9 protein-coding genes are annotated in these 12,551 nt (G+C 51.5%); 8 read left to right on the top strand and 1 reads right to left on the bottom strand.

The window, feature by feature from the left end; all coding sequences use genetic code 11:
• Window positions 1–52: 52 nt before the first annotated feature.
• Window positions 53–2,155 carry a WD40/YVTN/BNR-like repeat-containing protein gene (locus ASF12_RS00540; protein WP_155972690.1) on the top strand — a complete coding sequence of 701 codons (2,103 nt, stop codon included), beginning with the start codon at window positions 53–55 and terminating at the stop codon, window positions 2,153–2,155.
• 511 nt (window positions 2,156–2,666) lie between these two features.
• Window positions 2,667–2,870, top strand: a complete 204-nt coding sequence (locus tag ASF12_RS35370) for a hypothetical protein (RefSeq protein WP_235532997.1) — start codon at window positions 2,667–2,669, stop codon at window positions 2,868–2,870.
• 69 nt (window positions 2,871–2,939) lie between these two features.
• Here the strand turns inward: ASF12_RS35370 and ASF12_RS00530 are convergent, their stop codons facing one another.
• Entirely contained in the window at window positions 2,940–3,812 is an 873-nt protein-coding gene (locus tag ASF12_RS00530) for a helix-turn-helix domain-containing protein (protein WP_056028305.1), read from the bottom strand.
• A 220-nt stretch (window positions 3,813–4,032) separates the two neighbouring features.
• On the opposite strand from ASF12_RS00530, the gene ASF12_RS00525 reads away from it, so the two are divergent.
• From ASF12_RS00525 to ASF12_RS00500, 6 genes are all read left to right on the top strand, one after another.
• Window positions 4,033–4,812 (top strand): SDR family NAD(P)-dependent oxidoreductase, encoded by a 780-nt coding sequence (locus ASF12_RS00525; RefSeq protein ID WP_056028302.1) that lies wholly within the window; start codon window positions 4,033–4,035, stop codon window positions 4,810–4,812.
• 23 nt (window positions 4,813–4,835) lie between these two features.
• Window positions 4,836–5,933 (top strand): mandelate racemase/muconate lactonizing enzyme family protein, encoded by a 1,098-nt coding sequence (locus tag ASF12_RS00520; RefSeq protein ID WP_056028299.1) that lies wholly within the window; start codon window positions 4,836–4,838, stop codon window positions 5,931–5,933.
• Between the two features lie 17 nt (window positions 5,934–5,950).
• The gene (locus tag ASF12_RS00515; RefSeq protein ID WP_056028296.1) at window positions 5,951–6,724 is read left to right on the top strand and encodes an SDR family NAD(P)-dependent oxidoreductase; all 774 of its coding nucleotides are present in this window, start codon (window positions 5,951–5,953) and stop codon (window positions 6,722–6,724) included.
• Window positions 6,725–6,765: 41 nt separating this feature from the next.
• Window positions 6,766–7,683: a fumarylacetoacetate hydrolase family protein gene (locus ASF12_RS00510; RefSeq protein ID WP_056028293.1), complete on the top strand. Its 918-nt coding sequence runs from the start codon at window positions 6,766–6,768 to the stop codon at window positions 7,681–7,683.
• A gap of 52 nt (window positions 7,684–7,735) precedes the next feature.
• The gene (locus tag ASF12_RS00505) at window positions 7,736–10,060 is read left to right on the top strand and encodes a glycoside hydrolase family 95 protein (RefSeq protein WP_056028290.1); all 2,325 of its coding nucleotides are present in this window, start codon (window positions 7,736–7,738) and stop codon (window positions 10,058–10,060) included.
• Window positions 10,061–10,232: 172 nt separating this feature from the next.
• Window positions 10,233–12,533, top strand: a complete 2,301-nt coding sequence (locus tag ASF12_RS00500; RefSeq protein WP_056032609.1) for a helix-turn-helix domain-containing protein — start codon at window positions 10,233–10,235, stop codon at window positions 12,531–12,533.
• The last annotated feature ends 18 nt before the right edge of the window (window positions 12,534–12,551 follow it).

Below are 12,551 nucleotides of genomic sequence, written 5' to 3'. Positions count from 1 at the left end.
TTGGCAGGGAACGTGCTGGCGTTCTAATATTGCAGGAATTGAGGGAACCGATTTGGACTGGAGAAAAATGCTTGGTACGTTGTTGACCTTTGTTGTTTTGTTGCTGCCCGGCAACACAGCGTATGCTGTATCATCGGAAAGCTATACGTGGAAGAATGTATCGATCGGGGGAGGAGGGTATGTGACAGGAATTGTGATTCATCCGTCTGAACCGGATCTGGTGTATATCCGCACTGACGTTGGCGGGGCATACCGTCTGGACCCTAATGATTCAAGCTGGATTCCGCTAATGGACGGACTGGGCCCGGAGCAAAGCAATTTGTATGGGATTGACGGTATTGCGCTTGATCCACAAAACCCTGATATCGTCTATGTAGCAGCTGGAAAAACAGGGAGTGCATCTCCAAGTGATATTCTGAAATCTACCGACCGCGGGAATACGTGGTCCAGAACAAATTTGAATAAGCGCAATGAGGCTAATGGCAATGTGGAGCGGGCCATGGGGGAGAGTATTGCAGTTCACCCCAATCTATCTAACATTGTGTATGCGGGTACCCGGTATGACGGGTTGTATAGAAGCCAGGATGCAGGACAAACCTGGTCCAAAGTAAATGAGGTTCCCGCCGGGACAAGTGGCAAAGGGATTCGCAGCCTGATCTTCGGGAGCGTTCCCGGGGCAACTAACCTGGAGACAGCACTCTATGTCGGTGTAATGGGAGTCGGGATTTATGAGACACGAGGCGAGGGCTCTATTTGGAATCTGATTCCGGGAAGCCCTACCCATCCGGCTCGTTTGGCCACAGGGCAGGATGGGTCGTTGTATGTGACCACGCCTAATAACGGAGTGCATAGGTATAAGGACGGAAGCTGGAGCAATATTACGCCTAATGCAGCATATACGTCCTATTACGGCATTGATATTGATCCGCATAACGATAGCCATCTCCTGGCAGCGGTCAGGACAAGCGGAGGCCAGCTTCCGCTGTACCGTTCCATAGACAGGGGAGAGAGCTGGACGTTAGTGAACAAGGCTCAAACTTCCAAACCCGGTTGGTGGCAGCCCAATATGTTTTTTTCAGCCACTTCTACTGTCGTGTTTGACCCGCATCATGCCGGAACCGTTTATTCCGCTGACTGGTTTGGCGTCTACAGAACAAGAGACATTGGGACGTTGTGGACAAAATGGGAGACCTTATCCAAAGGCCATGAAGAGGTGGTTGCCCTCACAGGAGCTACGCCGCCAGACGGAGCGGCGCTATTCACCGGCGTAGCCCATGTTATTGGCTTTCGTCATATGGATGTGAATGCTTCACCTGCAACGAGGCTGGAGATGAGTTCGATGCGAGAGATGGTTAGTGTCGACTATCACGAAGCTAATCCACAATATGTGGCCTTTATCGGGAGTGATGACTGGTATGGAACGGTTACCCGCATGTTCGTTTCATCGGATAATGGACAAACACTGGAAGCCCGCCCCGTACCTGCGGGCTCTAAGCTGGGCAGACTTGCTTATTCGGCTACAGACCTCAATACGATCCTATGGTTTCCCCAATCCGGCAGTCCAGTGAGGACAACTGACAGGGGAGCTACATGGGAGGCCATGACGGGAGCGCCGACGGGAACGGTGGGCGGGAGTATGATATTTTCATACAATCATCCCGTAGCTGCTGATCGGGTGAACGGAAGCAAATTTTATGCCTATAAATCGGGCTATCTGCATGTGAGCTCGGACGCAGGACAAAGCTGGTCCATAGCTAACCAAACTCCGCTGCCAGGGGGAAGCCCTGTGAAGGTTGAGGCTGCTCCCGGAATGGAAGGCGTGCTCTGGATTAGCTTAGGAGCCAATGGCTTGTATGTCTCAGCCAATTCAGGAGCCTCTTTTACCAAGCTGGATCAGATTAAGGAAGCGAGATTGTTTGCATTCGGCAAAGCGGCCCCGGGACAGACACAGCCAGCAGCTTTTATATATGGAGAGGTCGGCGGGATGAAGGGCATATTCCGTTCGGATGACATGGGAAGCACATGGATACAGATTAATTCGCCGCAAATGCAAATCGGAAATGAGCCTCAGGTTATGGTGGCGGACCGTCAGGAATACGGAAAAGTCTATATTGGCACTAACGGGCGCGGCTTTATGGCCGGAACAAAGGATTAGGCTTGTGAGGCTGGGGGGGCGCTGGGCAAGCAACGGGGCAACATCGTTATTCCAAAATGATCGATCCCCAAGAATGAATAGACGGATTGTAATATGAAGTGCGACACATAAAAATGACCCAAGACAGATTCGTGTGTAGAATGAAGTTATCACACCACCCCTACACAAGAGAATCGGCCATGAGCTACAAACATCTTACCACAAGAGAGCGAAGTCAGCTAGAAGTGCTCTATCAATTGGGATGGTCCGCTAGAGCCAAGCGAGAAGCTTTTGGACATTGGGAACTGGATACGAGAGTAGTAAAAGCAATCAATAGGGTTGAAAGTCCACAATTGGGGTTTGGGGTATACAAAATAACGAAAGCAAGATAGTTTGAAACGGCGATCAGTGAGGCTATTCGAATCGGATATCGGCATTTTGATACTGCTAAAATTTATGGCAATGAGCAGAATTAGGAAGAGAGATTCAGAAAAGCGGGCTATCGCGCGAGGGATTTTTTATCACGTCTAAAGTGTGGAATACGGATCTTGGATATGAAGCGACCAAGAAGGCTTTTGAACAAACTTGTAAAAAGCTGAACGTAGATTACTGGGATATGTACTTAATTTATTTTGCCGCACCTGATTATTTGGAAACGTGGAGGGCTGCTAATCAATCCGATTGTCCTCACATATACAGCTGTATGAGGTATAGTACCGTTACAGCTCTATACTAAATAATAAACCAACGCAGCAGGCCACCGCGCAAACGGTGGCCTATTCGCGTAAGACAGGTAGCCCCAACGTTAGAGCACCATTACTCTTGCTTGCGGCTGCAGTCGATACTGTTTAGGACTGACGCCATAGGAGGCGCTGAAATGGCGCGTGAACGGGTGGATGGAGGGGTAGCCGAGCCGCTCAGCGATGGCTGTTACACTCAGCTCGGTTTCCAGCAAGAGATTGGAGGCCCGCCTCATCAGAAGCTTATGATGGTAGGCTTTCGGTGTTAGGCCGGTCTCGCGCAGAAAAAGCGCGTGGAAGTAAGTTCGCTTCAAGCCGCAAAATGTCCACCAGGTTTCGACAGGCTCGCGCTGCTCTGGATGGTCATTCAAGTGGTTGAGCAAACGGACAATCCGGTAATCGGTTGGCTGATGCGTGTGAACCGTATTGTACCAGTTCAGCATCCATGCATAGAACAGACTATTAATCATCTCTGTCCGGTAGAACGCCGCATTATGATAAAGCTTGGCGAGCATAACGAACGAATCATACAGCTCAGGATAGGGCTGCAGCGAATAGACGCGTGGCAAACGGTCCAGCTCGTCACAAGGAAGGTTGCGTGAGGTTTCGTGCAGCTCAAACGGTTCGGGCGCATAAATAAAGGTTCGATTGACGGAAACCGGCTCCTTGTCATCCCATAGATCGGCATAGAGATTATAGGATTGCAGCGGCTGGCTGGGCGTAATATGAAAGGCATGGGGCTCATCCGGCTTCAGAAAAATAAGCGTTCTGCTGTCGAATGGGTAACGCACTCCGTTAATCTCCATCTCCCCTGGTCCGTCGGTAAATAAATGAAATGCATACACGCTGCAGACGCGGAGCTTCTCGTTGGAGCTGCCATCATATAAGTAATTCATGCAGTCGCCGACATAGGGGGTCATCTCGTTCAAAAGCTTCATGCGAGCACCTCGTTTTAGATTATAGCATCTGAAAATTAGCGGATGAATCGTCAAATTAATGGATGCCTGATCAAATACGAATATCTACATCAATGATACAATAACTGCAATGTTAAGCATAGCGCTATTGATATATGAGTGGATAAATTAACAACAGAAAACAACAGAAACGCTTAGGATCTACGCTTCGAGATGTGATCCCGTCCAAGGAGGGAAGCTATTGCGATTTAACCAAAAGGTCGTACTGGTCACGGGCGGCGGCTCCGGTATCGGTGAGGCATGTGTGGAGATGTTCGCCGCTGAAGGGGCGCATGTTGTCATAGCAGATTTGAATGCTTCGGAGGCTCAGCGAGTGGCGGAAGGTCTGCTGCAAAAATATAGATTTTTGAAAGGGCTTCCAAAAATATTGGCGCTCCAAGCCGATGTCTCGCAGGAGGATTCGGTCACTTCGCTTATGGAGGCCACGCTGCAAACGTATGGACAGCTGGATGTGCTCATCAATAACGCTGCTATCATCTGTCCCAAGCCCATAGAGGACATCGACGAACAGGCTTTCGACCGGCTCTATGCGGTTAATGTGAAGGGCGTCTTTCTGATGATCAAGCACGCCATCCCACATTTACGCAGCACGAAAGGCAATATTGTCAATCTGGCATCGCTCAATGGCCTAGTCGGTCAGCGGAACAATGCCGTATACGCCGCATCCAAGGGGGCGGTTATCGCTATGACCAAATCGCTGGCTCTTGATTTTTCCCCAAGCGGCGTCAGAATCAACTGCGTATGTCCGGCAGGCGTAATGACGCCGCTGCTGGAAGAGTGGGTGCAGCAGCAGGCCGATCCTGCCGCAGCGCAGCGCACTTTGGACGAGATGCACCCGCTCGGACGTCCGGCCCATTCTTCGGAGATTGCCCAGGCAGTACTCTATTTAGCATCAGAGCAAGCTTCCTTTATTACGGGTGTGGCGCTTCCGGTCGAAGGCGGCGCATCGCTAGGCTACTAACTGACATGGCAGGAGATGTGAAGATGAAAATTACAAAAGTAGAAACATTCGTGCTGCATGTGCCGATTGATCCGCCAATAACCGATGCGATTAACGTGGCGCAGCATTGGGGGCTGGCTGGCGTTCGGATTTTTACAGATGAAGGTTATGTTGGTTATGGCTACACAGGCACTTGTGCGCATGGTGACGATATGATCGTCGATACAATCGAGCGTTATTACGCTCCTGAGCTAATCGGCAAGGACCCTTTTATGGTGAAGGAAATATGGGATACGCTGCGTTACGGCAAAATGCATTGGATTGGCCGCGCGGGTATTGCCCATATGGCACTTGCGGCAGTAGATATTGCGCTTTGGGATATTATGGCGAAAGCCTCGAACAAACCGCTGTGGCAGTATCTTGGCGGGCATAAGTCAACGGGAATTAAAGCTTATAACACGAATGGCGGCTGGCTGAACTGGTCTTTGGAGCGTTTGCTGAAGGATGTAACGGACATTGTCGAGCAGGGCTTCACTGGGGTGAAAATTAAAGTGGGCAAGGCCGATCCGCATGAGGATTACGAGCGGGTGAAGGCGGTCCGTCAGGCCATTGGCGACAAAACTATTTTTATGATAGACGTAAACCAGCAATGGAATATCAACACGGCGATGACGTGGGGCAAAAAGCTGGAGCAATTCGACCTGTTTTGGCTGGAGGAGCCGCTTAACCCGGACGATATTATGGGCCACCGGAAGCTGGCCGATGCGCTCAATGTGCCGATCGCTCTTGGCGAGCATGTCTATTCCAAATATGCGTTCCGCGATTATATCCATCAGGGGGCGATTGAATATTGCCAGGTCGATGTGACCCGTGTCGCGGGCATTACGGAGTGGCTGCAGGTAGCGGGGCTTGCCGCATCCTATGATATCCCGATTTGTCCGCATGTGGGAGATATGGGGCAAATTCATCAGCATTTGGTCGCAGCGACATCTGGAGCGATCATGCTGGAGTATATTCCGTGGATCAGGACGATTTTTGTAGAGCCGGCTACGGTCAAAAATGGGTTTTATGCGCTGCCGGAGCTGCCGGGAGCTTCGACTGAGATTATTCCTCGTTATTTTGACCAATATCGCATCAGATAACCGAAAGGAGCAAAGCGATGAGACTGCATGGCAAAATAGCGCTGTTGACAGGAGCGGGCTCCGGCATCGGAAAAGTGACGGCAGAGCGGTTCGCGAGTGAAGGGGCTGCGGTTATCGTTAATGACATTGATGAAGCAAAGGGACGAGATACCGTCAAAGCGATTCAAGCTGCTGGAGGTGAGGCATTGTTCCTGCACGCTGACGTGACGGACGCACCTTCCGTGCGTTCCATGGTAGAGCAGGCGATAGCGGCATATGGCGTCATCGATATTTTATTCAATAACGCAGGGATTAGCGGGGTAGGGGCTATACATGAAATAGAACCGGAGGATTGGGACCGTGTCGTTCGGGTCAATCTGCGCGGCGTGTTCCTGCCCTCCAAATACGTGCTGCCCTATATGATGGAACGCAGAAGCGGCAATATCATTCATATGTCCTCCTGTATTGCGGAGATGGGCCTCGCGCGAAGAGCTTCCTATTCGGCTACCAAAGGGGCGGTGCTGTCACTCGCCAAATCGATGCAGGTCGATTATGCCAAATACAATATCCGGGTGAATGCTGTGCTGCCTGGAACGATCATGACGCCGTTTGTAGAGCAATATTTGAAAAGCTCCTACGAGGACCCGGATGCGGCAATTGCAGCCATCAAGCTGAGACAGCTTGGCGGACAATTGGGTAAGCCGGAGGATGTAGCGAGCGCGGTATTATTTCTGGCCTCTGATGAGTCTTCCTTCATGATGGGCTCTCCGCTGTATATCGATGGAGGCGTCGTCTTCGGCAAGGATGCATAATCGATGCGTAAACCATTTTGTTATAAAGGCGGTTGGATAAAATGAAGCTGGTAACGATTGATACGGACGGAATGTATCGTCTCGGTCTTAAGGTGAACGAGGGCATATTGGATATTCAAGCGGCACTGCGATGGCTGCCGGGCGCCGCTGTTCCAACCGATGTTATGCAGGTTATTGCGGGCGGTTCACAGGCGCTTGCGCAGCTGGAGTCTTACGCAAAGCGCGTCATGAAAGCGGCAGAGCAGCCGGGTGTGGCGTGTGGAGAAATTATTCTGGCTGAAGACGAGGTAAGATGGGGGCCTTGCGTCACCCGTCCGGGCAAAATCATTTGCGTTGGCTTGAATTATAGAAAGCATGCAGCGGAGACCAATGCGCGGGTTCCAGACTACCCCATTCTGTTCAACAAGTTTAACAACACGCTTACTGGTCATGGCAGGGATATTGCATTGCCGGAGCGGGTAACGACACAGGTCGATTATGAAGCGGAGCTTGTTATCGTCATCGGCCAAACGGCGAAATACATTAGAGAGGAAGAGGCGCCCCGGCATGTGTTCGGTTATTGCTGTGTCAATGATTTGTCGGCACGGGATCTTCAAATGCGGACGGCACAATGGCTGCTCGGCAAAAGCTGCGATGACTTCAGTCCCCTTGGTCCTTATCTGGTAACAGCCGATGAAATCCTGGACCCCAATGCGCTCGATATAAAGTGTACCGTCAATGGGGAGGTCAGGCAGCATTCCCATACGAGCGATATGATATTTTCCTGCGCCGAAATTGTAAGCTATATTTCACAGCATATGACGCTGTCGCCGGGCGATATTATTTTGACCGGAACGCCGGAGGGTGTTGTGCTCGGCCTGCCAGAGGAGCAGCGGGTTTACTTGCGCCATGGCGATACGGTAACGATTGAAATTGAAGGCTTAGGCAGCTTGACCAACCGATTTGTAAGCGAGGCTTAGCAGGGGCAGATCTTTAATGGGACATAACGATATAGCTGAAGGGTGATGCATAGTGAGTCAAGCGAAGCTTTGGTACGACGGTCCGGGGGAGGACTGGAAGCAGGGATTGCCGATTGGCAACGGCCGGATTGGCGCAGTTATTTATGGCGGCAGCGAGCGGGAAACTTGGTGTATGACGGAGCTGACGTATTGGTCTGGGAAGAAGGAGCGGATAGCCGGAAACGGAGGAGGGAAAGCGGGGCTTAACCGGATGAGGGAAGCCTTCTACCGAGGCGATTATAATGAGGGAGATCGGCTCGCTAAGGAGCAACTGCAGCCGAAGAAGCAAAATTTCGGCACTAACCTTTCCGTTTGCGATATGGTGCTGCGGTTCGGACATCAGAGTGAAGATATCATTCGCGAGCTCGACGTGGAGCAAGCTACGGCAGCGATGTCTTATTCAAGCGAAGGCCAGACGTTCACCCGCGAAGCTTTTGCAACTAATGTCGACGGCATCGTTGCAGCGCGGTTTGCGGGCGAGCAGGCAGAAAGCGTCAGCTTCACGCTCAGGGTTACCGGCCGCTCAGGACAGTTTGCGGCAGTCGCAGTAGGTGATGATTCTATCGCCTTTCGTGGGCAAGCAATAGAGGATATGCATAGCGACGGCACATGCGGTGTTTGGTGCGACGGGCTGGTGAAGCTGGTCGTACAAGGCGGCAGCGTCCAGTCAAGGGCGGATAAGCTTGTTGTGACAGGCGCAGACGAAGCCTATCTTTATTTTGCCATGCATACGGATTACGGCCAAACGGATGAGAACTGGAAAGCGCGAAGCGGGGAACAGCTCGCAGCCGCTATTGCCAAAGGCTATGATCAATTGAAAGCCGACCATGTAGCGGATTACCGCTCGCTGTATTCCCGTGTAGCTCTGGACCTCGGAGCATCCGAGGCTGCTGCGCTTCCGACGGATGAGCGCATGCGGCTGCTGCGGCAGGAGGGACATGACGATCCGGAGCTTATCTCTTTGTTTTTCCAATATGGCCGTTATTTGACGATAGCCGGATCACGCGCAAATTCGCCGCTGCCGCTGCATTTGCAAGGCATATGGAATGACGGCGAGGCGAACCGGATGGCCTGGAGCTGCGATTACCATCTGGACATTAATACGCAGATGAATTATTATCCGACGGAAATCGTCAATTTGGCAGAATGCCATGTTCCGCTCATGCACTACATTGAGCGGCTGGCGGAAGCGGGGAGACTGGCTGCCAAGGATTTTTACGACTGCGAGGGCTGGGTCGCTCATGTATTCTCCAATGCGTGGGGCTTCGCGGCACCTGGCTGGGAGACTGGCTGGGGGCTTAATGTCACAGGCGGATTATGGATTGCCATGCACCTCAAGGAGCATTATGAATATGGGCTGGATCGCACCTTCTTGACGGAACATGCTTATCCGGTGATGAAGGAGGCAGCCGCCTTTTTCCTTGATTATATGGCCATCCATCCAGCCAAGGGCTGGCTTGTGACCGGGCCATCCAACTCGCCTGAGAACAGCTTTTATCCCGCGGATCGGGAGCAGGGACCGCAGCAGCTGTCGATGGGCTCGACGATGGATCAGGTGCTGGTGCGGGATTTATTCGACTTCTGTCTGGCTGCGGCGAAATTACTCGGAACGGATATTGAGCTTCAAGCGAAGCTGGAGCATGCGATTTCCCTGCTGCCTCCACTGAAGATTGGCAGCAGAGGACAACTGCAGGAATGGCTGGAGGATTACGAAGAGGCACAGCCCGAGCATCGCCATCTTGCCCATCTGTTTGCCCTTTATCCAAGCAGCCAGATCAATCCGCGCGATACGCCTGAGCTAAGCGCAGCCGCGAGGCAGACGCTGCTAGGTCGTATGACTGATGAGCTGGAGGATATTGAATTTACGGCGGTATTGTTTGCAACCGGCTTTTCCCGCCTGTATGATGGCGACCGTGCATTGTGGCATATTGCCCATCTAATTAGCGAGCTATGCTTTGATAACCTGCTAACCTATTCCAAGGCGGGAGTTGCCGGGGCAGATACGAATATTTTTATTGCTGACGGCAATTACGGCGGTACGGCGGCGGTGGCAGATATGCTGCTGCATAGCCATGCAGGAAACATTCATCTGCTCCCGGCCTTGCCTTCGGCTTGGCGGTCAGGCTCCTTCAAGGGCCTGCGTGCGAAAGGCAGCATTGAGGTGGATGCCGCATGGGGCAACAATCGGCTTACAGAAGCTACATTATACGCACATGCCTCGGCACAGGTGGTCGTTCGGTTCGGTGAGCTTGCTGTGAAGGTTGAGCTTGAGGCCGGTCAGGCTTACAGGCTTGATGCCGAGCTGCAAATACCGGAGCGTATGGCGGTAGAGCAATAAAGCAGCAGCCTGGGTAGTCCATTCTATAAAAGAAAAGACAACTACGCTTTAGTATAAAGTAGTTGTCTTTTCGCTTCGTTAGGTTATGATGTAGGTGCGGCCGTTTTTAGAATGGGATGGCAATGCTTTCGCTTTTTATGAAAGCGCTATTATATAGAGGGGTGGGTTGGCTGTGCCCAAATATACGACTATTTTTCGCAAGTTTCTGGTGTCTTATTTAATTATACTGATCATTCCAAGCATAGCGGGTTATGTGTCGTATCGCACTTCGATTTCGGTTACGCAATCCATTTCCATCGAGAATAGCGTGACCCAGCTGCAGCGCAGCCAAGAAATATTGGAGCGAAGAATGGTAGAGGTGGAAGGCTTCACCCGCCAGCTTGCTTTGAATCCCGACCTGAATAAGCTCATGAATGAGCAGAAAAAGGGAGACGAAATCAACGTCTATGGTATCTGGAGCATGGTGAAGCAGGTTACGCCATTTAGCCAGACGAATGATTTTCTGCAAAATTATTTTATATATCTAAAAAATTATGACGTTATATTCACCCAAGGCTCAGCCTACTTCCGGCCAGAGCATTATTACCAAAATTTCCACTACACGGATCTTTCGCTCGATGAGTGGAAGGATGAGGTGCTCGGAAAAACGCATAGCAGCGAGATGATGCCGCTCCGTTCGTTTTTGAGCAATAAGAAGCAAAGCTCGGTCGTCACCTACATGCAGTCGCTGCCGCTCGACAGCTTCAATGGCTCGTCGCCAGCTACAGTCGTTGTTATGATCGATGAGGAGCATATTTCCAATCTGCTTGCTGGACTGGAAGACCGCTACGGCGGCTGGGCTCACATTAGTGATGCGCAAGGAAATACGATAGGGGTGCGGGGAATTACGGAAGCAGCGGCAAGACAGCTGTCCACGTCCACTGAACTTGATCAGACGAAGCGCAGCCAATTTTACCATGACGATCTTGTCATAACGATTCAATCCGATACGAGCGGCTGGACTTATCGCGCAGGCATACCGCGTCAGGTGCTAATGGAAAATGCAAATCAGATTAAGCATATGACCTGGATGGTAACCGGCATTGCATTGGTGCTTGGGCTGCTGGCGGGGCTCTTGCTCGCCTATCGCAACAGTGTGCCAATTAACCGGCTGCTTGGCGTGATGAAGGAGCATTTCGGCAAGGACGGTTTGGCGGAGCGCAATGAATATGATTTTTTGCAGGGCAATATTTCGAAAATGATTACGAGCAATCGGCAATTGGAGCTGGAGCTTGAGCGTCAACTGCCGCTCGTTCGAGACGGCTTTCTCAAGCGCCTGCTGGCAGGCGAATTTCATACGCTGGAGGAAATTGCGGCTGCGGCGGCGCAAGCGGACGTTAGCCTTGCAGGTGGGGAAGGTTACGTGGGTATATTGCGAATAAACGGCTATTCTGGCATGGATAGCATCGATATATTAAAGGAGCTTTCTGCGGCAAGGCTGATTATGAAGCAGGCATTGTCCGAAACCGAGGGGAATTTGCTGATGACCGAGCTTGGATCAGATCGTTTAGTTATGATCTGGTTGGAGCAGGGGGAGCAGACGAGCGGGACCGATTTCCGTAAACGGTTAGATGAAGGGCTGACGGGGCTCGCACGAACAGCCTACTCCGAATACAAGGTTTCCTTGTCAGCTGCATTTGGAGAATGCTTCCACACGCTGATGGATGTCAGCCATTCGTACGAGCAGGCCGGACAAACGCTGGAGTATACAGAGCTATCCGGCATGCAAAGCATACTGTGGTTCAGTGATTCCAGCCGGGAAACGGCGACCTATTATTATCCGCTAGACATGGAGCAGCGGCTGATTAGTACGATTCGTGCAGGAGAGCCGGAGGAAGCCAAGCGGATCGTATCGACGGTGATGGACAAAAACTCGGATCAGCACCAGCTGTCTCCGGAAATGAAGCAGCAGCTTGTCGGCGAGCTGAAGGGAACGCTGCTCAAGCTGCTGGATCAGAAGGCGCTCGTCCAATCGGAGCTGCTTCATACGTTGAAAAATCAAATGATTGGCATCCAGGCAGCAGATATGCTGCCGGATATTCAGCAAGAGATCAACGGCATTATCGAAGCGTTGTGCGGCATTATTAACAGCAAGAAAAATAGTGCCCATATTCAGACCGCGGGTGACATCAAACGATTTATTGCCGAAAGTTATAGCGACTCAGAGCTGACCTTATACCGAATCGCCGAGAAGGTTGAACGTCCTGAGAAGTATATTTCACAGCTATTCAAAGAGGTGACGGATATGAATGTGTCCGATTACCTGGAGATGGTCCGAATCGAGCGCGCTGCCTCTTTGCTGCGCACAGAAGGCTGCACAGTTGACGAAATTGCCTCGCGCGTCGGCTATAACAGCTCGCATTCCTTCCGCAGAGCTTTCAAGCGGGTAATGGGCGTTGCGCCAAGCTCCTATAGGCAGTCCATTCATATCTAGGCGCCCATCAGGCGTGGA

The sequence above is a fragment of the Paenibacillus sp. Leaf72 genome (genome assembly GCF_001422685.1).
Taxonomy (GTDB): domain Bacteria; phylum Bacillota; class Bacilli; order Paenibacillales; family Paenibacillaceae; genus Pristimantibacillus.
Note: the sequence above shows the minus strand (reverse complement) of the source record. Positions and strands in the feature narration are given on the sequence as shown.